This is a genomic window from Herbaspirillum sp. meg3 (assembly GCF_002257565.1).
In the GTDB taxonomy this organism is placed as follows: domain Bacteria; phylum Pseudomonadota; class Gammaproteobacteria; order Burkholderiales; family Burkholderiaceae_D; genus Herbaspirillum.
The window spans coordinates 1,339,446-1,363,093 of sequence record NZ_CP022736.1; the positions used below are offsets into that span (position 1 = coordinate 1,339,446).

A 23,648-nucleotide genomic window follows, 5' to 3' on the forward strand; every position below is an offset into this window, starting at 1 on the left:
CTTGGCCTGCAAGACGTGTGCAGTGTGCACGCAATGTGCATGCGATGTACCTGAGTCCAATGGGAGTCAATTTTGTGGAGATATATTGTCACAATTTGAGAAAAATTTCTCCGCATTTATAAAATATATTGTCGCACTGATTTGGTTTGATTTTTCCTGCTTTGCACCAGCATGGCTCCCGATCACTGTGCGATGACGGTGATTTCAGGATGATTCCCGCTTCCACAAAACCTGTTTAGAGTCAAAACCGTCCTGGCACAGGTATTGCATGTATTGTCGCAATCAATAAATTAAATTGTCACAATTTATATTTTCATTGCTTCGTTTTTACCTCATTTACTGTCGCCTTCACTGTCTTACTTACGGGAGAGTCACCATGCCATACCAAGCACAACAACCACAAAGCGTACAAAAAACATCACGCCTGTTTGTCTTCCGCACTGCTGCGGTGACGCTCGGTCTGGCGTGCAGCCTGGCTTTCGCCGGTTCGGCGCAAGCCCAGTCCAAGCCCAAATTCAAGCTGGCCTACGCCAAATGCGCGCACTGCATGTCGATGGCGCTGGTGCCTGAGCTGGCCAAGAACGTCGACATCGAAGGCATCAACTTCACCGCCGGCAGCGATGCACTGACGGCGCTGGTATCGAAGAGCGTGGACATTGCGCAGGTGACTTATCTGTCTTTTGTCAGCGGGCTCGACAAGGGTTTCGATCTGGTGGCTGTGTCGGGTCAGGTCAACGGCGGTTCCGAAATGCTGGTCGGCAAGGACACGGCCCTGGCATCTGACGACTGGGCCGGTCTGAAGAAGCTGATCGCTGAATACAAAGCGCAGGGCAAGCCATTCCGCATCGCCGCCTCCCGCGGTAACGCACAAGACTTGCACATGCGCGGCGAACTGGCCTTGAACGGCATCAACCCGAACAAGGACGTGCAGTTTGTCAACATCCCGAATCCATCCGACCACGCAGCCGCACTGCAACGCGGCGAAGTCGAGCTGATCTGCTCGGTTGAGCCGTTCGCTTCGCAAATCCGCATGACCGGCGTCGGCAAGCATTTTGCCTTCCCGTACAAGCAAGCTGCAGGTCGCCTGACCAATCTGATCGTCACGCGTTCGGACGTGATCAAGGAACATCCGGCCGAGGTGAAAGAGACGGTCGCTGCCGTGGTGCGCCTGGTCGACAACCTGCAAAAGGACAAGCAAGCCTGGGTCGCCAGCATCGTCAAGGGTACCGGTCTGGATAAAACGGTCGCCACTGAAGCACTGAAGAATTCCTACCCCGATTACAAGATGTACCGCGCACAAACGCAAGCCATCGGCACCATGATGAAAGAGTTGAAGTACATCTCCACCGATGTCTCGTCGCAGATCGACAAGAACATGGACTACAGCTTTTTGATGGAAGTCACCAAAAAGCCGAAGACTGAACTGGGTTATTGATCTGGGCAGTATGCACGACGGGTTGAGTCAGATAGAAACTGGATAGAAAGCAGGTGATCACGATGAATGGACTGATGCGCTCCTTGTCGGAGGCGAAGTGGCGTTTCGCAGTACCGATTTTGCTGGTGTTGTTCTGGGAAGCATTTTCCCGTTCGGGAGCGATTCCTGCTTCCTTGCTGCCGGCGCCATCGCGCGTGTTCGCCACCTGGATGGACTGGATCTTCGGCTATAGCGAAGCGGCGCAGGACAGCAGTGGCCGCTGGATCTTCGACGCCATGGCCAGTTGCATGCGCGTCACGGCCGGTTATCTGATTGCGGCGATCTCGGGTATTGCGCTGGGCGTGGCGATCGGCTGGTGGCGCTGGGTCGAGCGCGCCATCGAGCCGACGGTGCAAATGCTGCGGCCGATTCCGCCGGTGTCGTGGATTCCGCTGGCGATCATCTGGTTCGGCATCGCCAACAAGCCGGCGATCTTTCTGGTGTTCCTCGGCGCGTTCTTTCCTATCCTCATGAATACCGTGCACGGCGTCAAAACATCCGACCGCAATCTGTTGCGCGCGGCGGCGATGGCCGGCGCCAATCAGAGCCAGCTGCTGCGTTTCGTGATCTTGCCTGCAGCGATGCCGAGTATCTTCGCAGGCTTGCGCATCGGTATCGGCAGTGCCTGGATGTTGACCGTGACGGCGGAGATGGTGGCGGTAAAGAGCGGTCTCGGTTACGCGCTGTGGGATTCGTATTACTTCCTGCGCTATGACCTGGTGATCGCGGCCATGATCAGCATCGGTTTGCTCGGCTATCTGGCCGACCTGATCCTGAAACTGATCATGAATTCGGTACTGCGCTGGCAGCATGTGGCGACAGTGCAGGGCAAAGCATAAGACTCGGCAAGGAGAATCATCATGGCATTTATCGAACTCAACAATATCGTCAAAGTCTTCAAAGACAAAAAACGCGGCACTGATATGCTCGCGATCGACAACGTCACCCTGAGCCTGGAGAAGAAGGAATTCCTCTGCCTGCTCGGCCCGTCCGGTTGCGGCAAGTCGACGCTGCTGAACATGATCGCCGGCTTTGAACATCCGACTTCCGGCAGCGTGACCGTCGCAGGCAAGCCGATCACCGGCCCCGGCGCCGATCGCGGCATGGTGTTCCAGCAAGCCAACCTGATGCCGTGGCTGCCGGTGTGGGACAACATCGCGTTTTCACTCAAGCTGCAAGGCAAGAGCGCCGCCGAACGCCGCGCTGCAGCGCAGCCTTTCATCGAAACAGTGAAGCTCAAGGGTTTCGAAAATCACTTCCCGGCCGAACTCTCGGGCGGCATGGCGCAACGCGTCGGCATCGCCCGCGCGCTGTTGCAAAATCCATCCGTGATTCTGATGGATGAGCCGTTTGCGGCACTCGATGCGCAAACCAAGATGGAAATGCAGGAAGAGCTGGTCACGCTGTGGCAGCGTTATGAAGGTACGATTGTGTTCGTCACGCACAGCGTTGACGAAGCGCTGGTGCTGGCGACCAAGGTTGCCGTCATGACGCATAGACCGGGCCGCATCCGCGATCTGATCGACATCGACCTGGCGCGGCCGCGCGACACCACGACCGCCGAATTCAACCAATACAAACGCCATGTGCTGAGCCTGATCCGCGAAGAATCCGCGCTCGCCCATGCCGATGCAGTCAAGCTGGCTGCTTAGACCAAACAAGGAAACCATCATGACTCAACGTACTCTGCTCGGCATGCTCACACCGTCCTCCAACACCACCCTGGAGCCGGTCACCACCGCAATGATCGCCGACATCCCCGAAGCCAGCGCGCACTTCGGCCGCTTCCGCGTCACCGAGATCGCCTTGTCGAACCAGGCGCTGGCGCAATTCGACGACAGTGAAATCCTGCGTGCGGCTGAACTCCTGTCGCACGCCAAGGTGCAGAGCATCGGCTGGAACGGCACCTCGTCGGGTTGGCTCGGTTTCGACGCCGACGAACGCCTGTGCCGCCGCATTACCGAAGCGACAGGCATCCCGGCATGCACTTCGGTGCTGGCGCTGAATGAGATTTTCGACATCACCGGCGTCAAGCGCTTTGGCCTGGTGACGCCTTATCTTGATGACGTGCAGGCGGCGATCATCAAGAACTACGCAGCATCGGGCATGGAATGCATCGCCGAACGCCATCTGCGCAAGCAGGATAATTTTTCGTTCTCCGAAGTCGGCGCCGACGAGCTGCGCGCCATGGTGCGCGAGGTCGCCAAAGAGAAGCCGCAGGCCATCACCATTTTCTGCACCAACCTGCGCGGCGCGCCGCTGGTGGAAGAGCTGGAGCGCGAAGTCGGCATCCCGATCTACGACACTATCTCGACCGTGGTGTGGAAGTCGCTCAGGCAGGCCGGGTCAGACCCGTCGCGCATCCGCAATTGGGGCAGTCTGTTCCGCGATGTAGTTTAGGGCGGAGCCGAACATGGAAGACTTTGATCTGGTAATCCGCAACGGCACCGTCGCCACTGCGTCCGACATCATGCAATGCGATGTCGGCATTGTCGACGGCAAGGTCGTGGCGCTGGGGCGTAACCTGGCGCGTGGCTGGCAAGAGATCGATGCCAGCGGCAAGCTGGTGTTGCCTGGCGGTGTCGATGCACATTGCCATCTCGACCAGCCGATGGAAGAGGGGCTGCAGATGGCCGACGATTTTCGCAGCGGCACGATTTCGGCAGCATGCGGCGGCACGACGACGGTGATTCCGTTTGCCGCGCAGGCCAAGGGCCAGTCGCTGCGCGTTGCGGTGGAGGACTATCATCGCCGCGCTGAAGGCAAGGCTGTGATCGACTACGCCTTCCACATGATCGTCAGCGACCCGACCGAACAGGTCTTGAAAGAGGAACTGCCGCAGCTGATCAGCGAAGGCTATACCTCGTTCAAGATCTACATGACGTACGACGATCTCAAGCTCAATGATCGCCAGATCATCGACGTGCTGGCCATCGCGCGGCGCGAAGGTGCGATGGTGATGATTCATGCTGAGAACGCCGACTGCATTGCATGGCTCACGGAACAACTGGAAGACGCCGGCCTGACGGCGCCGAAGTACCATGCGACTTCACGGCCGATGCTGGTGGAACGGGAAGCCACGCATCGTGCGATTGCGCTGTCGGAACTGGTCGACGTGCCGATTCTGATCGTACATGTATCCGGCAAGGAAGCCATCGAGCAAATCCGCTGGGCGCATGGGCATGGCCTGCGCATTTACGCCGAGACGTGCCCGCAGTATTTCATGCTGACTGCAGACGATCTCGACCAGGAGGGCTATCACGGCGCTAAATGCATCTGCAGCCCGCCGCCGCGCGACAAGGAAAACCAGCAACACATCTGGGACGGTTTGGCCAGCGGCTTGTTCACGGTGTTTTCGTCGGATCATGCGCCATTCCGTTATGACGACCCCAAGGGCAAGATGCCGGGCGGGAAGGAAGTTCCGTTCCGCTATATCCCCAACGGCACACCAGGTTTGGAGACACGTCTGCCACTGCTGTTTTCAGAAGGCGTCGGCAAAGGCCGCATCGATCTCAACCGCTTCGTGGCACTGACGGCGACCGATCCGGCGAAGATGTACGGCCTGTATCCGCAGAAGGGCACCATCGCCATCGGCGGCGATGCCGACATCGCGATCTGGGACCCGCACAAGGAAGTCGTGATCTCTAACGATAACCTGCATCACAACGTCGACTACACGCCGTATGAGGGCATCACGGTTACCGGCTGGCCGACGACCACGCTCTCGCGCGGTGAAGTGGTGTATGACGGTAAGGATCCGCAGGGAGCCATTGGTCGCGGCGAATTCTTGAAGTGCGGTCTGCCTGATCCGGCGCGTCCGCGTAAACGTTGATCGGGCTCTTCCATCGCTCTTGCTCGTAAACGATAAGCACTCTCAATACAATAAATTTTCAATGTTACGGTCACACTTCTACGTCTGTGGAGGTGTGACCTCCGCGTGTCATTGTGGTTATTTCGCCTACGGATTTAAAAATCTCCGGCTCGCGTTCGATTTCTGATTGCTCCTGCCAAAGGCATGGTGCTAGCATCACGCCGGACGTTGTCTTCCGATGGCAGCGTCAGATTCTTAAAGACGGGGTAACACATGAAAAAACAACTCATGATCGCAACCATGGCCGTCCATGGATTGCTGGGGATGCAGTCGGCACATGCTGCCGGTGCAATGAATGTCGATGACGCACAAGTGCTCGGCGCAAACAAATGTCAGTTGGAAACCTGGGGTAAATTCAATCGTGACGGTACCGAGCGATGGCTCAATCCGTCGTGCAACCTCACCGGCAATCTTGAGATTTCGTGGGGCAATTCGTGGCAGCGCGATGCCAATGGCATGTATCTCTCAAACAGCCAGCTCCAGGGTAAAACCGTTTTCAAGGAAATGTCGGCCAACAGTTATGGCATCGGCATGCTTGGTGGTGTGGTGCGGCAGACCGATAGTGGCGACGACAACAATGGCACGCGTCAACGTTCGTGGAATTATTATTCCAAACTGCTGACTTCGTTCTCCTTCAAGGACGACGCGGTGCTGTTGCATACCAATGTCGGTTTCAATCGCAGGGGGAAAGAGCAGACCACGCGTCTGACCTGGGGTCTGGGCAACGAGACGCAATTGATGGACAAGCTGTCCTTCATCGGCGAAGTATTCGGTGAGAACAAGGGCAAGCCCGGCTATCAGGCTGGTATCCGCGCCGCGCTGGTGCCGGAGCACGTCGAGATGGATCTGACCTACGGCAATACCTTCGGTCGCGAGATGCAAGGCCGCTATGTGGTACTGGGCCTGCGTTTCATCACGCCTGAGCTGCGTCGCTGATTGTTGGCGCAATCACTCCCGTTCGTTCTGTAACGCACCTCACACTCGTCAATCCGGCTTGCCGGATTGACATTGTTTTCTGACAATTCCTCTTGTCGTGGTAAATTACGTCTGGCGCTTGCAGCAACACGCAAGAGCAGCTAACAAAACTTTCGCAGTTTTTCCCGTTTGCGATTTCTTCATTGCGCATCCGCGGTTCCACCCGACGGACTTCGCGCTGTTTTGTTAGCTGTTCTTCAGCATGCGTAATTTCTTCACTACTCAATAGGTACCTTCGTTGGAAAACATCTTACTGATCGTCGCGGCCCTCTTTTTGGTCGCGCTGAACGGTTTTTTCGTCGCAGCAGAATTCGGTCTGGTCAAATTGCGCCAGACTCGCATCAGAGCCATCGTCAAGACGCAAGGTTTGCGCGGACGTATCCTCGCCACTGTCCACAATCAACTTGACGCGTATCTGTCGGCTTGTCAGCTGGGTATCACGCTGGCGTCGCTGGGTCTGGGCTGGATCGGTGAGCCGGCTTTTGCCAGCTTGCTGGAGCCGCTGTTTGCGTTTCTTGGCGTCAGCTCGCCGGAACTGATACACGGCGTGTCCTTCGTGTTCGCTTTCGTGATCATTTCCTTCCTGCACATTGTCGTCGGCGAGCTCGCACCGAAGTCCATGGCCATCCGCAATCCGGAGCGCATCGGTTTGTGGTGTGCGATGCCGCTGTACGGTTTCTACTGGACGATGTATCCGGCGATCTGGCTGCTCAACCTGAGTGCCAACTGGGTGCTGCGCGTTTCAGGGCTAGGCGGTGCGCATGGTCACGATTCGCACTACTCGTCGGACGAACTCAAGCTTATCTTGCGCGGCGGTGGCAAGACTGCGGGCAAGTTCACGCGCGATGAATGGAACGTCCTGGCGCAATCGCTGGACTTTGGTGATCTGAAAGTCATGGACCTGATGCGTCCCGCCAATGAAATCATTGCCCTGAGCGCCGCCAACACGCAGCAAGAAAATCTGGAAATCATCTATCGCAACCGGTTCAGCCGTTATCCCTACTTTGATGAAGAGCGTCAGGAGGTGCTGGGACTGTTGCACCTGAAGGACGTCTTCATTGCGCAGCAGGACGGCAAGGCGGTTTCTGACCTGCGCTTGTATCTGCGTCCGGTGCAATACATTTCGCCGAGTTTGTCGGCGCAAGAACTGCTGCGCCGTTTCCGCACCGGCTCTCCGCACTTCGCGATCATCGGTCGCCAGGGGCAGCCGGCGCTGGGCTTCATCACCCTGGATAATTTGCTGAGCGTGCTGGTGGGTGAGATTCGCGATGAATTTCGTCATACCAACAACGAGTGGACGCGTCAGGACGATGGCACCTTGCTGGGCAAAGGCAGCCTGCCTATCGTCACCCTGGAGCATATGCTGGGCATTGATTTTGAGTACGACGAGAGCGTCGACTCGGTGGGTGGTCTGGTGATGGAGAAGCTGGGTGAGGTGCCTAAGGAAGGTCAGAAGGTGGAGTTCCCGGCGTTTGACATCGTGGTGGTGAAGATGAAGGGGCCTAAGATTGTGTTGGTGAAGGTTTTTCCCAAGATGGTGGATGGGGAGTGGGTTGGGGAGTCGGAGGGATAGGGCTTTGTTGTTTGTGTTTTGTTCCGACTTGCTCGTTGTGCGTTGATGCATGCTGTTCTTTCTCCGATCAACCCTTCGCCGGGCCGCCCCCGGCAAAACGAGGCTGATCGAAGAAAGAACCGCATCAGTAACAACAAACACCAAGCCGGAACAAAACAAATACCGACCATAAAAAAGCCGCCCAAACAGGCGGCTTTTTGCATCCCAAGCGACAAGCGCTCGCAATGCTTACTGCATAAACCACCCATGGCTAACCACCACCGATTGACCGGTCAATGCATTCGTCGGAAACGCCGCCAAAAACACCGCCGTCTGCGCCACATCCGCGGTCGTCGTGAACTCACCGTCAACCGTATCCTTCAACATCACCTTCTTGATCACATCTTCTTCGCTGATGTTCAACTCCTTGGCTTGCTCAGGAATCTGCTTCTCCACCAGCGGGGTGCGTACAAAGCCCGGACAGATCACGTTGGAACGGATCTTGTCCTTGGCGCCTTCTTTGGCAACGACCTTGGCCAGACCGATCAGGCCGTGTTTGGCAGTGACGTACGGAGCCTTCAGCGGCGAGGCTTCGTGCGAGTGCACTGAACCCATATAGATGATCGAGCCGCCGTTGCCGGCTTTGATCATTGCACGCATCGCGGCGCGGGTGGTCAGGTAGGCGCCGTCGAGGTGGATCGCCAGCATCTTGCGCCAGTTGTCCAGCGTGCTGTCGACGATCGGGGCGATAATCTGGATGCCTGCATTGCTGATCAGGATGTCGAGCGTGCCGTAGGCGGCGACGGCATCTGCGATACCCTTGTCGACTTGTGCTTCGTCGACCACGTTCATGGCGACGGCCATGGCGGTGCCGCCGCTCTTGTTGATTTCTTCTGCAGCTGCTTTGGCGGCGTCGAGCGCCAGATCGGCGATGACGACCTTGGCGCCTGCCTTGGCGTATTCAATGGCGATTTCCTTGCCGATACCGCTGGCTGCGCCTGTGATCAGGGCGACTTTATCTTTGAGTTGCATGACGTTCCTTTATTTAGCAAGATAATCAAAAGCGACCGTGCCCAGAGGCAAGGTCAGGTCAGACAAAATATGTACAGCCGATATGATTTCCAGTACGGGCAGGTCGGCGACGGGCGCCAGCGCATGCGGATGCAGATCCAGTGCGCCGGGACCGGTCCAGGCGCCCTTGATGGTGATGTCGGACAGACTGTACTGTACCAGTTCGCAGATGCGCGGTGTGCCGTCGACGTGGGGAATGATTTTCAGCAGAAAGCTGGGCGTTGACAACGACTTCTTGACGGTCTCAGGATCAAGCGCGCGATGCTTGAATCCCATCGTGCCTGTGGCAATGCGAAAGTCGCTGTAGTCGAGTGTGCCGACTAGCGTGTCGGTGTGAACCCGCAACTCGGGACTGCCCAGCTTTTTGGGAAATCCCCACAGCTCGCGGCCGCCGGCAATCGGCGGATGATCATTAAGATACATGCTGTGCACATAGCCGCCGGCGACACCGTCGAGCGTGACCGGGATCACCTGGCCTGATTCGCAATAGTGGCCGAAGCCCGTCGAATCCGGCATGTTGATGAATTCGAACTTGACCACAGGCTCGACGAACTGCAGCGGAGCGGGAATGATCTTTTTGAGTGCTTCCGGATCGGTCCGATAAGTGATGATGAGAAACTCACGGTCGACGAATCGATACGGGCCCGGTGGGAATGCCGGATTGTGAAGCGGCATGGCGAAAGCATTGCGACGGACTTCATCTTCGGTCATATCTTTGGCTTCCTTTTCTGTAAGCCGAAAAAATCGGCAGCTTCTGTTCGACGGAGACGTTCGTTATAAAGTTCACATCATTTCCTTGCAAAACCCTGACAGCACCGGCGTTTGGGGTAAAGCTTGCCAACAGTGTTGCAGGCTTGCCATGCGATGGCCATGTGTCATTTGCCTGAAACAATCGACAGTTACGCTCTGCATCGTTGTCAACTGAAAAAGGACGATGCATGAGACTGCTCACCACTCCAGCAGATGCTAACCAGAGTTTTTCCAAACTGTCACTGAGTCTCGCCAGCACGCCGGAAGAGGTGCGCGAAGTACAACGTCTGCGCTATAAAGTCTTCATCGAAGCAATGAACCTGTCCGCTCTGGCCAATGCCGAAGGTCTGGACAAGGACGAGTTCGATGACTATTGCGATCACCTGATCGTACGCGACAACAAAACATTAAGCGTGGTCGGTACCTACCGCGTCATGAGCCCGCATGCAGCACGCCGCATGGGCAAATTCTACTCGGAACAGGAATTCGACCTGAGCCGCCTCGACAATATCCGCAACTCCATCTGCGAAGCCGGCCGTGCCTGCATTCATCCGGATTATCGCAGTGGCGCCGTCATCATGTTGCTGTGGGCCGGCATTGCCGATTTCATGCGCAAGGAGCGTTGCGACTATCTGATGGGTTGCGCCAGCGTCAGCTTGGCTGATGGCGGCCACAACGCCGCAGCGCTGTATCACGCCTTCCGCGAAAACAACATGGCGCCGCAAGAGTACAGCGTCACGCCCCATACGGCGTTTCCGATTGAGGAACGCGAAGCCGGCCATCAGCCGCAAGTGCCGCCGCTGTTACGTGGCTATCTGCGCAGTGGCGCATGGGTGTGCGGTGAACCGGCCTGGGATCCTGATTTCCACTCGGCGGATTTTTTCCTGCTGCTACCGCTGGCCAAGCTCGACGGCCGGTATGCCAAACACTACCTGAAAGAAACGAGAGCCGCATGAAACCACGCGATCAGTTTCTGGATGACGACGGCGTCGAAGCCGCTCTGGGAATGAAACGCGATCCCCTCCGTTTCAGAACAATCTGGATCTCCGACGTGCACCTCGGCACGACGGGGTGCCAGGCGCAACGACTCCTTGAGTTCTTGCGTGCGACAGAATCGGACACCCTCTATCTGGTGGGTGACATCATCGACGGCTGGCAGTTGAAGCGTCGCTGGTATTGGGAACAAAGCCACAATAACGTAGTACAGACGGTGCTCAAGAAAGCCAAGAAGGGCACCAATGTCATCTTTGTGCCGGGTAACCACGACGAAGTCGTCCGTCAGTTCATCGACCTCGACTTCGGCGGCATCAAGATCCGCGACGAACTGATCCACACAACGGCCAACGGCAAGCGCATGCTGGTCATTCACGGCGACCGTTTCGACGGCGTCATTGCCTGCGCCAAATGGCTGGCCTATGTGGGTGACAACCTGTACACCATGATCCTCAAGTTCAACCAGTGGTTCAACAGCTGGCGCGCGCGCGCCGGATTGCCCTATTGGTCGCTGTCGCAGTACCTCAAGGGCAAGGTCAAGAACGCGGTCAATTACATTACCTCGTTTGAAGACGCACTGGCCGCCGAAGCCCACAAAAAGGGTCTCGACGGCGTGATCTGCGGACACATCCATAAGCCGGAAATCCGCGACATCAACGGTATCACCTATTGCAATGACGGCGATTGGGTCGAAAGCCTGTCGGCCCTGGTCGAAGATCCTTCCGGCGAATTGCGCCTGGTGACCTGGGGCGAAATCATGCAGTTGAAGAAGAGTTCCAAACTAGCCGGAGTAGAAGATTTATGCGCATTGCCATCGTAAGCGACGCGGGCGAGCCCCAAGTCAATGGCGTAGTCAACACCCTGCGGGCGACTTCCAATTGCTTGCGAAATAAAGGTCACGAAGTACTCATGCTGGCGCCGCGCGATTTCCGTACATTTGCCTGCCCGACTTACCCCGAAATACGGCTGGCCTACAAGCCATATGCCAAGATCGCCGCCGCGCTGGATGCGTTCAAACCAGACTGCATTCATATCTCGACTGAAGGTCCGATGGGCCTCGCGGCGCGCCGCTACTGCCTTAAGAACAAGCTGGATTTCACCACCGCGTACCACACGCGCTTTCCTGAATATCTGAGTGCACGCAAGCTGTTGCCCAAGGCACTGACGTATCGCCTGATGCGATGGTTCCACGGACCGTCCAAGGCCATCATGGTGCCGACGCCAAAGATGAAGGACGCGCTCGAACAGCACGGCTTTCGCAACGTGGCGCTGTGGGGCCGCGGCGTGGATACCGAACACTTCAAACCGGCGGCGGAAGATCACGCCTGTATCGTGCGCCCGCTATTTCTATACGTCGGCCGCGTCGCCGTTGAAAAAAATATCGAAGCTTTTCTCAAGCTCGATCTGCCCGGTTCCAAATGGGTGATCGGTGACGGCCCGCAGCGTGAAGAGCTGGAGCAGCGCTATCCTCAGGTTCGTTTCCTCGGGGCCAAGGGGCATGATGAATTACCCGCGTATTACAACTGCGCCGACGTATTCGTTTTTCCCAGCCGTACCGATACGTTCGGACTGGTGCTGGCTGAAGCCATGGCATGCGGCGTACCGGTCGCGGCCTATCCGGTGGAAGGTCCGATTGACGTAGTCGCCGATGGTTTCTCGGGCGCCTTGCACGAAGATCTGGATGTCGCCTGCATGGACGCACTGCACTTGTCCCGTGACGATGTACGCACTCATGCGATGAGTTATTCGTGGGACGCTGCGACACAACAGTTCCTGCAGCATTTGCACTTTGCGCGTAACGTCGCACCGGCTGCTCTGGCGGATGTGGTGGATGCCTGATTGGTTTGCCCGCTCACTTCTCATTTCCGCTACCTGATCATCAGAGCCGCTTAGTGCGGCGTGTGGCCGCGGCAGTGATCTTACTGTTGAGAGTGCTGGCGGCTACTACGCTTAAACCTAAGTTCATAGCTGGCCGTGAAACGGTATTGCCGGTGCGATATTGCCTCTCATCTGTTGCAGTCAGGCCACGGAGCTGCACATGGCGATCTGTTGTTCAGCGCCGTTTTTCCCCCGCTATTCTCTCTTGCTAATCCGGACACCCTCTGTCCATCACTACCGGTACGTTTCTTGCATTCTTTGCAATAGCAGGAATATTGTTGCAATTACATCAAGCAGGTATAAAACGTAACGATGGTCTGCTGATGCCGGGCAGATGTCGTGCGCCTTATGTTGTTGCGGTGCCTTGGTGAAATGAAGAGGAGGAATGGCATGAAAAATCTGTTTGCAAGCCTGCAGTTGTGGAAGAAATTTGCGTTGCTCGGTGTAATCGGTCTGGCCTTATTCGGTGTTCCGACCACACTCTATTTGATCAGCGCAGAAGGCATCATCGCGCACAAGCAACGGGAAATGAAGGGCGTCAACCCTGCGAGAGCGTTGTTGCGCACCGTGCAACTGATGCAGCAGCATCGTGGTATGTCAGCCATTTTGATCGGCGGTAATGCCGGTATCGGATCTCAGCGGCAGGACAAGGCGCAAGAGGTTGATAAAGCCTTCCAGACATTGTTTGAAGAATTGAAGAAGACTGGCCTTCACAGTCCTGCCATCGAAAAAGATCTTGCGACGGTGCACAGCACCTGGAGCGGCTTGCGCGATGGCATCGGTGCCGGGCAGGTTGCCGGACCGAAAAGCTTCGTCACGCATAGTGAGCAGATCGCCAGGCTTTTTGAAATCAATGATCTGATACTCGACCATTTCAAACTCAGTCTTGATGCCGATCTGGATAGTTCCAAGCTCATTATCGGCGCCTTCGTTGCTTTTCCTTTGTTGACGGAAGAGCTTGGAAAAATGCGCGCACGCGGGTCTGCACTATTGGCTAAAAAGGTGGCGACCCAAGAAGACAAGTTGGGTATTATTCGCCCGAGCCAGCGCGGACAAGAGCGGTTGAAACAAGCGGATAAGCTTTTTCAGCAAGCCTTTGCACTCAATGCCACGCTGAAAGATAGTCTTGGCGGCACTGTGGATAACGCCCGCAAGCTGGCGTTGGGCGCCATCGCCCTGGCCGATGAAAAAGTGCTCAAGCCGGAGGCATTGGATTTTCCTCCGCAAGAATATTTCGCCAAATTCACCGACGCCATCGACGCGCAATTCAAAGTCGTCGATGTCGTTATCGTCAATCTTGAGAGTACGCTGGGGCACCAGACTGCGCAGTTGCGCCGGGACGAAATCTGGGTGTTGGGAAGCATTAGCGCGCTGGCGTTGTTTGCTGCCTGGATCGGCACCATGCTCTCGCGTTCGATCACGGTGCCTATGTCTGAGTCGGTGAGCATGGCGCAGCGTGTTGCTTCCTGCGATCTGACATCGCGTGCAGTTGTCGTCGGCAGCGACGAATCGGCGCAATTGCTACATGCCCTTAACGACATGACCGGCAGTCTGGTGAATATTGTCGGGGACGTGCGCACCAGCATCGATGTGATTCATGTGGCATCTAAAGAGATCGCGATGGGTAATACCGATTTGTCCAGTCGCACCGAGTCACAGGCATCCAGCCTGGAGGAGACGGTCAGTTCAATGGAGGAGCTGACTTCCACAGTACGTCAAAACGCGGACAATGCGCGCCAGGCCAATTCTCTGGTGACTTCTGCTTCCGTGCTGGCCGTCAAAGGGGGCGAGGTCGTCGGCAGTGTGGTGCAGACCATGGGCTCGATCAAGGAGAGCTCAAGCAAGATCGTTGAAATCATCAGCGTCATCGACGGCATCGCATTTCAGACCAATATCCTTGCATTAAACGCAGCGGTCGAGGCGGCGCGAGCCGGCGAGCAGGGACGTGGATTCGCCGTTGTCGCCAGCGAAGTGCGCAGCCTGGCGCAACGTTCAGCATCCGCTGCCAAAGAGATCAAGGAGCTCATCAGTGATTCGGTCGGCAAGGTCGACGCCGGCGGCAGGCTGGTCGACGAAGCCGGCGCGACGATGGGCGAGATCGTGACCTCCGTCAGGCATGTCGCCGACATCATGGGTGAAATCACCGCAGCCAGCCAGGAGCAAAGTGTTGGCATTGAAGAGGTCAATCGCGCCATCACGCAGATGGATGAAATCACACAGCAAAACGCTGCGTTGGTAGAGCAGGCAGCTGCCGCTGCGGAGAGTCTACAGGAGCAGGCTGACATCCTTGCGCAGGCGGTCAGTGTGTTCAAGATCACACCGGCGGACGGATCATCCACGGTACCCGGCATGTCACCACCGCGGTCTTTACCAACCCTTGCGCGTGCCTCTGCAACTACACCCGCAGTGAAGCGATCGGCGGCGACCGGCAAACCGGCGCCGGCAAAAAAGACGGTTGCTCCGGTGACGAAAAACTTGCCGAAGCCCGCTTCCGCGTCCGTTAAAAAACCTGTGGAAGCAGGTGGCAATGCCAATGAATGGGAAGAGTTTTAAGCGACCTTCAATACGCTTAGTTCTTTGCACCATTTCGGCCTGTCTTGCAGGAGATGATGTCATTCCGTCATCTTCTGCGCCCTTCAATCGAGCCGTGGCATGGCTTTTTAGGTGATTATGCGAAAAAGGTATAGTTACATGCGCACAAAGCATTAGCTTACTTTTGAGCCGTTATCTAAGATGCCGCAACGGGTAATCATTGATTGAGATGCTCAAGTGGACTTTGCCGCGAACAGTTCTGCGGTCGTGCAACGGACATCACTTCCATCCATCCCAAAACAGAGACGTGGGCGCATTGGCGCTACGTCTTTTTTCATTTCTTCAATCGATTTTAATTGCCCTGCAACAAGAAAAATAAGTACGGAACACGTACAATCAAGCATAGGAAAGCAGGCACGAATCCTGCTGAGAATGACATGAATAAAGTTCCAGATTGTTAACCTGCGATGTGAACAGTCTGGCGAGTTGCACCTTCAGGGACGGCAGTTTTTTATCAGGGGAAGTTGAGTGGTCATGATCTCGAACATCAAAATTGGGGCACGTCTCGCACTGGGATTTTGTCTGGTCTTGTTTTGCGCAGCGGCGATTTTGTTCAATGGCCTCTGGCGCATGAGCGAAATGGAGAGCAGCAGCGAGTACATCATCAATCAGAAGGTTGCCAGCATGACCGCGGCGATGAACATGCGTGAATCGGGCAGCGCACTGGCGCTCGCGTTGCGCAAGGTTGTCACACCGACCGACGCCGCCGAAGGCCAGCAAGAAAACCAGCGCCTGGCCAAGATCCTGCAAGCCTATGCCGGCTATGAAGGGCAACTCACCAAGCTGACGTCGACTGACAAGGGCAAGGCCTTGCTCGCATCTTCTGCGTCCGAGCGAAAGGTACTGTTCCCGATCGTTGAAAAAATCCGCGAGATGGTCGGAGGTGGTAACTATTTCGACGCGGCGCAATTACTCAAAAGCGATTTCCTGCCATCCTATGAAAAATGGATGGCCAGCGTCGGCGCTCTGGCCAGCTATCAGCAGGACGACATGTCGACTGCTTATGTTGCCTTTCAGTCAAGCTACCACACGGGCCAGATCAGCATGGTCATCATCGGTATCGTGACACTGGCGCTGGGTGCGTTTTTCACCTGGTCGATTACCCGGACCATTACTGCACCATTGCAACGCGCCGGCAGAATCACCGAGACCATCGCCAGCGGCGATCTCACCACAATAGTGGAAGAAAAGAGTCACGATGAGGCCGGTCAACTGGTGCATTCGCTTAATGCAATGCAGACCAAGCTGGCGTCGACCGTCAACGAAATCAAGCAAAGCGCCGCCATCATTGCGGTCGCCTCGCAAGAGATTGCCACGGGCAATGCCGACTTGTCCCATCGCACCGAGTCGCAGGCTTCCAGCCTGGAAGAAACTGCCAGCTCGATGGAGCAACTGACGTCGACAGTGAAACAGAACGCCGAGAACGCGCATCAGGCCAACCAGCTCGTCATGTCAGCCTCCGACTATGCGGTCAAGGGCGGCAAAGTGGTCGGCGATGTGGTGGCAACCATGGGTTCCATCAAGGCCAGCTCCAGCAAGATTGTCGACATCATCGGCGTGATCGACGGTATCGCCTTCCAGACCAATATTCTTGCACTCAATGCTGCCGTGGAAGCTGCACGTGCCGGCGAGCAAGGCCGTGGCTTTGCGGTGGTGGCATCCGAAGTGCGCAGCCTTGCACAGCGTTCTGCCAGTGCCGCCAAGGAAATCAAGATCCTGATCGGCGACTCCGTCAGCAAGGTCGATGCGGGTGGCAAGCTGGTCGATGAAGCCGGTGTGACCATGAGCGAGATTGTGACGTCGGTGAAGCACGTCGCCGACATCATGGGTGAAATCACCGCCGCCAGCAAAGAGCAAAGCGCCGGTATCGCCGAAGTCAATGGCGCTATCGCGCAGATCGACGAGATCACGCAGCAGAATGCCGCGCTGGTGGAGCAGGCAGCTGCCGCAGCGGAAAGTTTGCAAGAGCAGGCCGATTTGCTGGCGCGTGCGGTCGCCGTATTCAAAATCGATGGCGCCGTCATGGCATCGCAAGGAGCACCTCTGTCGGTTGTGCCTTCGATGCTGAAGACGGTCAATCCTCCGCTGGAGTTGCAAGCCGAACCTGCGGCCAAACCAGTTGTCTCGATTGCTTCGCGCAAGAAGGTTTCGGCTGCAGCACCGAAAAAAGCGGTCGCCGCGCAAGATGAAGGCAGCTGGGAAGAGTTCTGACATGCATCGTGCCTTGCATGACCTCAAGTAACAACGGTAACGACGGTAACGGCGAGGTCACAATCCTGATTTAATCTGCATCTGTCGCAATAATGCAGACAAAGCCCGCAGGCCTTTTGGTCTGCGGGCTTTTTAACAAGTTCTCCGACAATGTCTTGTGGGAAATAGATTCGCTAGGGCATCAGCAATGCATTGACAACGCCTTGGCAACGTACTGGCAACACATCCGCAGCACCTCTGCAATTGAGCTGCAACATGCAAGCAATAATTTTTATCAAAGGTAGAAACATGTTTTTTTCGACACTGCGAATGCGCCTGATCGCGTTGTGCGTATCGGTTGTTGTGCTGGCGATGCTTGCCATCATTGCCGCCAATTTTTTGACGAGCAAGTCACGTATGCTGGACTCGCTCGATAGCCAGACACGCCAGCTTTCTGACAGCCATGCTGCGACGATTGCAGAGTGGGTCGCGTCGAAAAAATCGGTCGTCACTTCCATCAAGCAAGCTGTCGATGCGGCCGAGCCGCTGCCTTTCGTCAAAGCGGCGGAACAGGCCGGCGGTTTTGATCTTGCTTACATCGGTTATGCCGACAAGCACACTGTCTTTTCTCAGGAGCGTACGCGTGCGCCGGATTATGATCCGACCAAGCGTTCCTGGTACACGCTGGCGTCGCAGGTGGCAGGCCCGGTCGTGACTTCGCCCTATACCAGCGCCAGTACCGGCAGGCTGCTGGTGACCTTTGCCGAGGGTATCGGCGAGAAGGGACAGATCAAGGCAGTCGCAGCGGCAGACGTGTTGCTCGACACGGTTGTGCGGACCATCGTGGCGATCAAGCCGACGACGGCAAGCTATGCCTTTCTGGTCGACAGCAAGGGCAAGATCATCGCGCATCCCGACACCAAACTGACTCTCAAGCCGATCGCCGATCTCGACAAGGATTTGTCGGTGCAGACGCTGGCGGAAGTCGAGAGTACACGTCAAAGCAAGCAGGTTCGTTTGAATGATCGCGAAGGCATGCTCTACGTCGCCAAAGTCGCCGGCACCGACTGGCTGCTGGTGGTGGTGCTCGATCGCGCTGATGCCACTTCTCCACTCAAGGTAATGCTGGGCACCTCGGCCGTCACGGCATTGGTGGTGACGGCACTGGTCTGTTTGCTGCTGAGCGTGCTGATTGCCAAGGCATTGCAGCGCCTGGCTTTGGTGCGCAATGCCTTGGGTGAAATCGCGGTCGGTGACGGCGATCTGACACGCCGCCTGGACGCAACCGGCAAGGATGAACTGGCGCAGATCGGCTTGGCATTCAATCAGTTCATCGACAAGATTTCTGCTGCCTTGCTTGATATTCGCAGGGCCAGCGATACGATCAAGGAGGCTTCGCGCGAGATTGCCGACGGCAACAGCGACTTGTCTGCGCGCACTGAAGCGCAGGCAGGTTCGCTTGAAGAGACCGCATCGGCCATGGAAGAGCTGACCGCCGGCGTCAAGAACAATGCCGACAATGCGCATGAAGCCAATCTGCTGGTCGCCTCTGCATCCGACGTTGCGGCCCGCGGTGGCGACATGGTGGGGCAGGTGGTCGACACGATGGGCGCCATCAATGAGTCATCCAAGAAGATTGTCGACATCATCAGCGTGATTGACGGCATCGCTTTCCAGACCAACATCCTCGCACTGAACGCTGCTGTGGAAGCGGCGCGCGCCGGTGAGCAAGGCCGTGGCTTCGCCGTGGTGGCGTCCGAAGTGCGCAGCCTGGCGCAGCGTTCTGCCACCGCCGCGAAAGAAATCAAGGTACTCATTGGCGACTCCGTCGAGCAGGTGGAACGGGGCAGCGAGTTGGTGGAGCAAGCCGGAGCGACGATTCGCGAAGTTGTCGACAGCGTCAAGCGAGTGAGCGAAGTCGTGGCCGAAATCAGCGCTGCCAGCCGCGAGCAAAGTCAGGGCATCAACCAGACCAATCAGGCAATCGCGCAAATGGATGAAACCACGCAGCAGAATGCGGCACTCGTGGAGCAAGCCGCTGCGGGAGCACAATCCTTGCAGGAGCAAGCGATTCGCCTGGCCGGCGCGGTCAGTTCGTTCAAGCTTAGCTGATGCTGCATGGATGGCGGCATTGATGGCCGTACCAACCATGACATAGAACTAATAAACGACGCCGGGTTGCCGAGAATATCAGCAACCCGGCGTCGTTTATTGGGAGGTTTTTTACGCGCGCTTATTTGGCAATCAGATCAGGCGCCATGACTGCTCGCAGATAGTTGGTGGTGATATCGCCGCGTTCTCGTTGCGCAATCCACCAGACATTGGCTTTGCGGATCGACCATTCCTGCTGCGTGCCGCCGATCAGTTGCGCGGCCACCAGACCCAACGTTGGTTGATGGCCGATGATCAGCACCGGTTCCCGGCTGTCGGGCCAGTTGGCGGCGGCGAGCAAGTCTTCCGGGCTTTTGTCCGGGGCCAGGTCGGCGTGAATCTTGAACTTGCGACCCAATGCTTCAGCCGTCTGCACGGTACGTGTGGCCGGGCTGACCAGAATGCGGCAACTTTCCGGCAAATTGCGATCAAGCCAGTCGGCCATTTTCCATGCCTGCTTGTGTCCCTTGCCGGTCAGGGCGCGGCCCTCATCCGGTTCGCCTAACTCCGCTTCTGCATGACGCCATAAAATCAGTTCCATGGGAGCTTGCCTCTGGTTGATTGGTAGATGTTCAATGCGTGCCGTCTGTGCTGTCACTCTTTCGTCACTCTTCGACAAGCGGCGTGGAAATGCCGAGCGTGTTCATCAGATAGGCTTGCGCGCTGAATGCCGCCTGACGCGTACGCGCTTTTTTGAGTGCGTAGACGCCGTCGCAGTTCAAGTGCCACGCATTGGTGTTGTCCTTCAGATAGGGATCCAATCCTTCGCTGATGATGCGCTTCTTCAGTGTCTTGTCCAGAATCGGGAAGGCGACTTCGATACGGCGGAACAGATTTCGGTTCATCCAGTCAGCACTCGACAAGTAGACGTCATGTGCGAGGTCGTTACGGAAATAATAGATGCGCGAGTGTTCCAGATAGCGGCCGATCACCGAGCGCACGCGGATATTTTCCGACAAGCCCGCGACACCAGGGCGCAGGGCGCAAGCGCCGCGCACGATCAGATCGATCTTTACGCCGTCGGCCGATGCGGCATACAACGCGCGGATGACCGATTCATCCAGCAGTGCGTTCATCTTGGCGATGATGCGGGCAGGGCGGCCTTCACGAGCGATCAGCGCTTCATTGCGGATGGCGCGGATAATCTCTTTTTGCAGCGAAAACGGCGCCAGCCACAGGTGGTTCAATGTACGCGGCTTGGTCAGCGTCGTCAGGTGAATGAAGACTTCGTTGACTTCGGCGGTCAGTTCACGATGCGAGGTCAGCAGACCGAAGTCAGTATAGAACTTGGTCGTGGTCGGATGATAGTTGCCTGTGCCAAGGTGGGCATAGAAATGCAGGGCATTGTCTTCGCGGCGGATCACAAGTGCGATCTTGGCATGGGTCTTCAAGCCGACGACGCCATACACAACTTGCGCGCCGGCCTGTTCCAGTTTCACGGCCCAGTTGATATTGGCTTCTTCGTCGAAGCGCGCCATCAGTTCCACGATGACAGTGACTTCCTTGCCGCGCTGGGCGGCGTGGATCAATGCCTCCATCAGATCGGAGTTCATGCCGGTGCGGTAAATCGTTTGCTTGATCGCCACCACATTCGGATCGTGTGCGGCCGTGCGGATGAAATCCACCACCGGCTGGAACGACTGGAAAGGGTGATGCAACAAGACATCGCGCTTTTTCAGTACGGCGAAGATGTTTTCGTTTTGCAGATGCGGCGGCAACGTTGGCGAAAACGGCGGGAAGCGCAGCGCCGGCACGGACGCCAGGTCGACCAGCTCCGACAGGCGCACCAGATTCACCGGACCCTTGACGGCATACAGGCGGTTGCGCTCGATGGAGAATTGATTCAGCAGAAACTGCGCCAGATGTTCCGGACAATTGCTGGCGACTTCCAACCGCACACCGACGCCGAACTGGCGGCTTTGCAATTCGGTCTGCAATGCCTGACGCAGGTTTTTAACTTCCTCTTCATCCACCCACAGATCACTATTGCGCGTGACGCGGAACTGCGAATAAGCCGTGATCTCGCGGCCTGTAAATAATTCGGCAATATGCGCGTGAATCACCGACGACAGCAGGCAGAACGACATGCCTTTCTTGTCCGACAGCCCGTCAGGAAGACGGATCACGCGCGGCAGAACGCGGGGCGCCTTGACGATCGCGATCGCCGTGCCGCGGCCGAAGGCGTCCTTGCCCGACAGCTCGATGATGAAATTCAGACTCTTGTTCAGCACCTGCGGGAAGGGGTGAGCCGGATCGAGGCCGATCGGCGTCAGCAGCGGTCGCACATTCTGTTCGAAGTACTGCTTGACCCAGGCGCGCTGCGCGTCGTTGCGGTCTTCGTGACGCAGCAGGTGGATGCCCTTGTTGGCCAGTTGCGGGAGGATGTCCTTGTTCAGCAATTCATACTGGCGCGCAACGATCTGGTGGCATTCGATGCTGGTACGTTCCAGCGCGGCGCTCAGCTCCGGCGGATCGATATGTTCGCCTTCAATGCGGTTGGCAAGCAGGCTGGCGATACGCACTTCGAAGAATTCGTCGAGGTTGCTGCTGCAGATGCACAGATAGCGCAAACGCTCGAGCAACGGGATCTGTTTGTTTTCCGCCTGAGCCAGAACACGGCGGTTGAACGCCAATTGTGACAGTTCGCGATTGAGATAAATGGCGGTCGGATTGATTTCCGTATGGGAAGTATCTTCCGGCTTTTCTTTTCTGGTCATGCGTTATTCCTGTATCCCTGGCAATTTTTTCGCAGTGTAGGGCGGCTGTATGACAAGTTAATGACAAGCCCGGAAGAGCCGTGTCACAAATCTCTGTGCCTTGATGTCACTGCATTTCCGCGTGGAAATTATTCTTTTGACTTCGATTCTACTCCGAGTGCTTGCCCTCTAAGACGTGTTGTCAGAAAGAAATGGAATCCTTTTCCTTCATGACAAGGCCGGGTCATAAACTCGTCACATTTGCTGGTTAAAGTTCACCCCGTCCCTGGAACTCATTCCATAAATACGTCGCTTGAACGGGTAAGCAATCGCTGAGACGACGATTTATGAAATGGGTTCTTCGACAAACTATCTCGTCAAACAAAGGAGCAAGACATGGGGTTTCATCACATTCTTAAATCTGTTGCGGTAGCAGTGTGCGGCACGGTCGCTTTTTCTGCAGCAGCACATGCAGCAGAAATCACCGGCGCAGGCGCATCGTTTCCGTACCCGATTTACGCCAAATGGGCAGAATCGTACAAGGCTGCTACCGGTAACAGCCTGAACTACCAATCCATCGGTTCCGGTGGCGGCATCAAGCAAATCAAGGCCAAGACTGTTGATTTCGGTGCATCCGATGCTCCTCTGTCGCAAGCTGAACTCGAGGCTGACGGCCTGACACAATTCCCGGCAGTCGTCGGCGGTGTGGTACCGGTCATCAACTTGGACGGCACTACTCCAGGCCAGGTCAAGCTGTCCGGTCAAGTGTTGGGCGACATCTACTCGGGCAAGATCACCAAGTGGAATGCTCCTGAAATCGCTGCTCTGAACGCAGGCGTCAAGCTGCCGGCAGAAGACATCACTGTCGTCTACCGTTCCGACGGTTCGGGCACATCGTTCGTGTTCACCAGCTACCTGTCGAAGGCAAATGCTGACTTCAAGTCGAAGATCGGCGCAGGTACAGCAGTCAAGTGGCCAGTCGGCGTGGGTGGCAAGGGTAACGAAGGTGTTGCCGCCAACGTTCAAAAGGTCAAGGGCGCAATCGGCTACGTCGAATACGCTTACGTGAAGAAGAACAAACTGAACTACACCCAGCTGAAGAACAAGGACGGCACTTTCGTGTCGCCTGACGACGCGACATTCAAGGCAGCTACTGCTGCTGCTGACTGGGCCAAGACTCCAGGTTTCGCCGTTGACTTCACTGATGCAGCCGGCAAGAACAGCTGGCCTATCAGCAGCGCAACCTTCATCCTGCTGCACAAGGCACAAGCTGCCGATGGCGCCAAGGGTAAGGAAGTCCTGAAGTTCTTCGACTGGGCCTACAAGAATGGCGGCGCCGCTGCTGCTGATCTGGACTACGTGCCACTGCCAGCATCGGTCACCAAGCTGGTTGAAGATTCCTGGAAAGCCAATGTCAAGGACAGCTCCGGCAAGGCAATCTGGTAATCAGTATTC

Annotated in this window: 18 protein-coding genes; 14 read left to right on the plus strand and 4 right to left on the minus strand. The window is 56.4% G+C overall.

Going from position 1 to position 23,648, the window contains the following annotated elements; all coding sequences use genetic code 11:
• Positions 1 to 376: 376 nt before the first annotated feature.
• From hmeg3_RS06090 to hmeg3_RS06120, 7 genes are all read left to right on the plus strand, one after another.
• A complete protein-coding gene (locus tag hmeg3_RS06090) occupies positions 377 to 1,435 on the plus strand; it encodes an ABC transporter substrate-binding protein (RefSeq protein WP_094562947.1) in 1,059 nt (352 codons plus the stop codon).
• 62 nt (positions 1,436 to 1,497) lie between these two features.
• Complete coding sequence (locus hmeg3_RS06095) at positions 1,498 to 2,313, plus strand: ABC transporter permease (protein ID WP_094562948.1); 816 nt, start codon at positions 1,498 to 1,500, stop codon at positions 2,311 to 2,313.
• 21 nt (positions 2,314 to 2,334) lie between these two features.
• A complete protein-coding gene (locus hmeg3_RS06100) occupies positions 2,335 to 3,126 on the plus strand; it encodes an ABC transporter ATP-binding protein (RefSeq protein WP_094562949.1) in 792 nt (263 codons plus the stop codon).
• A gap of 19 nt (positions 3,127 to 3,145) precedes the next feature.
• Positions 3,146 to 3,874, plus strand: a complete 729-nt coding sequence (locus hmeg3_RS06105) for an aspartate/glutamate racemase family protein (protein WP_094562950.1) — start codon at positions 3,146 to 3,148, stop codon at positions 3,872 to 3,874.
• 13 nt (positions 3,875 to 3,887) lie between these two features.
• Positions 3,888 to 5,306: a dihydropyrimidinase gene (hydA, locus tag hmeg3_RS06110; RefSeq protein ID WP_094562951.1), complete on the plus strand. Its 1,419-nt coding sequence runs from the start codon at positions 3,888 to 3,890 to the stop codon at positions 5,304 to 5,306.
• A gap of 252 nt (positions 5,307 to 5,558) precedes the next feature.
• Positions 5,559 to 6,281 (plus strand): hypothetical protein, encoded by a 723-nt coding sequence (locus hmeg3_RS06115; protein WP_094562952.1) that lies wholly within the window; start codon positions 5,559 to 5,561, stop codon positions 6,279 to 6,281.
• Between the two features lie 277 nt (positions 6,282 to 6,558).
• Positions 6,559 to 7,893 (plus strand): hemolysin family protein, encoded by a 1,335-nt coding sequence (locus tag hmeg3_RS06120; RefSeq protein WP_094562953.1) that lies wholly within the window; start codon positions 6,559 to 6,561, stop codon positions 7,891 to 7,893.
• 228 nt (positions 7,894 to 8,121) lie between these two features.
• On the opposite strand, the gene hmeg3_RS06125 is transcribed toward hmeg3_RS06120, so the two are convergent.
• Positions 8,122 to 8,904 (minus strand): 3-hydroxybutyrate dehydrogenase, encoded by a 783-nt coding sequence (locus hmeg3_RS06125; protein WP_094562954.1) that lies wholly within the window; start codon positions 8,902 to 8,904, stop codon positions 8,122 to 8,124.
• A gap of 9 nt (positions 8,905 to 8,913) precedes the next feature.
• Positions 8,914 to 9,654: an acetoacetate decarboxylase gene (locus hmeg3_RS06130; RefSeq protein WP_094562955.1), complete on the minus strand. Its 741-nt coding sequence runs from the start codon at positions 9,652 to 9,654 to the stop codon at positions 8,914 to 8,916.
• Between the two features lie 227 nt (positions 9,655 to 9,881).
• Between hmeg3_RS06130 and hmeg3_RS06135 the strand changes: the two genes are divergently transcribed.
• The 6 genes from hmeg3_RS06135 to hmeg3_RS06160 all read left to right on the plus strand — a co-directional run bounded on the left by hmeg3_RS06135 (position 9,882) and on the right by hmeg3_RS06160 (position 19,458).
• Positions 9,882 to 10,649 (plus strand): GNAT family N-acetyltransferase, encoded by a 768-nt coding sequence (locus hmeg3_RS06135; protein WP_094562956.1) that lies wholly within the window; start codon positions 9,882 to 9,884, stop codon positions 10,647 to 10,649.
• A complete protein-coding gene (locus tag hmeg3_RS06140) occupies positions 10,646 to 11,506 on the plus strand; it encodes a UDP-2,3-diacylglucosamine diphosphatase (protein ID WP_094562957.1) in 861 nt (286 codons plus the stop codon). The genes hmeg3_RS06135 and hmeg3_RS06140 overlap by 4 nt, the downstream gene beginning before the upstream one ends.
• Positions 11,488 to 12,525, plus strand: a complete 1,038-nt coding sequence (locus hmeg3_RS06145) for a glycosyltransferase family 1 protein (protein WP_094562958.1) — start codon at positions 11,488 to 11,490, stop codon at positions 12,523 to 12,525. Before hmeg3_RS06140 ends, hmeg3_RS06145 begins: the two co-directional genes overlap by 19 nt.
• Before the next feature lie 429 nt (positions 12,526 to 12,954).
• On the plus strand, positions 12,955 to 15,117 hold the full coding sequence (locus hmeg3_RS25175; protein ID WP_094562959.1) for a methyl-accepting chemotaxis protein: 2,163 nt from the start codon (positions 12,955 to 12,957) through the stop codon (positions 15,115 to 15,117).
• A 513-nt stretch (positions 15,118 to 15,630) separates the two neighbouring features.
• Positions 15,631 to 17,367, plus strand: coding sequence for a methyl-accepting chemotaxis protein (locus tag hmeg3_RS06155; protein WP_094562960.1), 1,737 nt, complete (start codon positions 15,631 to 15,633; stop codon positions 17,365 to 17,367).
• A 288-nt stretch (positions 17,368 to 17,655) separates the two neighbouring features.
• Positions 17,656 to 19,458 carry a methyl-accepting chemotaxis protein gene (locus hmeg3_RS06160; protein ID WP_094562961.1) on the plus strand — a complete coding sequence of 601 codons (1,803 nt, stop codon included), beginning with the start codon at positions 17,656 to 17,658 and terminating at the stop codon, positions 19,456 to 19,458.
• A gap of 121 nt (positions 19,459 to 19,579) precedes the next feature.
• On the opposite strand, the gene hmeg3_RS06165 is transcribed toward hmeg3_RS06160, so the two are convergent.
• Both hmeg3_RS06165 and ppk1 read right to left on the minus strand, forming a co-directional pair.
• Positions 19,580 to 20,038, minus strand: a complete 459-nt coding sequence (locus tag hmeg3_RS06165) for a histidine phosphatase family protein (RefSeq protein ID WP_094562962.1) — start codon at positions 20,036 to 20,038, stop codon at positions 19,580 to 19,582.
• Between the two features lie 64 nt (positions 20,039 to 20,102).
• Entirely contained in the window at positions 20,103 to 22,214 is a 2,112-nt protein-coding gene (gene ppk1 / locus hmeg3_RS06170; protein WP_094562963.1) for a polyphosphate kinase 1, read from the minus strand.
• 375 nt (positions 22,215 to 22,589) lie between these two features.
• Here ppk1 and pstS point away from each other — a divergent pair, with 375 nt between their 5' ends.
• Entirely contained in the window at positions 22,590 to 23,639 is a 1,050-nt protein-coding gene (pstS, locus tag hmeg3_RS06175) for a phosphate ABC transporter substrate-binding protein PstS (protein WP_094562964.1), read from the plus strand.
• Positions 23,640 to 23,648 lie beyond the last annotated feature (9 nt).

Coding starts and splice junctions, on each gene's coding strand:
- hmeg3_RS06090 (WP_094562947.1), top strand. CDS start 377: ATGCCATACCAAGCACAACAACCACAAAGCGTACAAAAAACATCACGC.
- hmeg3_RS06095 (WP_094562948.1), top strand. CDS start 1,498: ATGAATGGACTGATGCGCTCCTTGTCGGAGGCGAAGTGGCGTTTCGCA.
- hmeg3_RS06100 (WP_094562949.1), top strand. CDS start 2,335: ATGGCATTTATCGAACTCAACAATATCGTCAAAGTCTTCAAAGACAAA.
- hmeg3_RS06105 (WP_094562950.1), top strand. CDS start 3,146: ATGACTCAACGTACTCTGCTCGGCATGCTCACACCGTCCTCCAACACC.
- hydA (WP_094562951.1), top strand. CDS start 3,888: ATGGAAGACTTTGATCTGGTAATCCGCAACGGCACCGTCGCCACTGCG.
- hmeg3_RS06115 (WP_094562952.1), top strand. CDS start 5,559: ATGAAAAAACAACTCATGATCGCAACCATGGCCGTCCATGGATTGCTG.
- hmeg3_RS06125 (WP_094562954.1), bottom strand. CDS start 8,904: ATGCAACTCAAAGATAAAGTCGCCCTGATCACAGGCGCAGCCAGCGGT.
- hmeg3_RS06130 (WP_094562955.1), bottom strand. CDS start 9,654: ATGACCGAAGATGAAGTCCGTCGCAATGCTTTCGCCATGCCGCTTCAC.
- hmeg3_RS06135 (WP_094562956.1), top strand. CDS start 9,882: ATGAGACTGCTCACCACTCCAGCAGATGCTAACCAGAGTTTTTCCAAA.
- hmeg3_RS06140 (WP_094562957.1), top strand. CDS start 10,646: ATGAAACCACGCGATCAGTTTCTGGATGACGACGGCGTCGAAGCCGCT.
- hmeg3_RS06145 (WP_094562958.1), top strand. CDS start 11,488: ATGCGCATTGCCATCGTAAGCGACGCGGGCGAGCCCCAAGTCAATGGC.
- hmeg3_RS25175 (WP_094562959.1), top strand. CDS start 12,955: ATGAAAAATCTGTTTGCAAGCCTGCAGTTGTGGAAGAAATTTGCGTTG.
- hmeg3_RS06155 (WP_094562960.1), top strand. CDS start 15,631: ATGATCTCGAACATCAAAATTGGGGCACGTCTCGCACTGGGATTTTGT.
- hmeg3_RS06160 (WP_094562961.1), top strand. CDS start 17,656: ATGTTTTTTTCGACACTGCGAATGCGCCTGATCGCGTTGTGCGTATCG.
- hmeg3_RS06165 (WP_094562962.1), bottom strand. CDS start 20,038: ATGGAACTGATTTTATGGCGTCATGCAGAAGCGGAGTTAGGCGAACCG.
- ppk1 (WP_094562963.1), bottom strand. CDS start 22,214: ATGACCAGAAAAGAAAAGCCGGAAGATACTTCCCATACGGAAATCAAT.
- pstS (WP_094562964.1), top strand. CDS start 22,590: ATGGGGTTTCATCACATTCTTAAATCTGTTGCGGTAGCAGTGTGCGGC.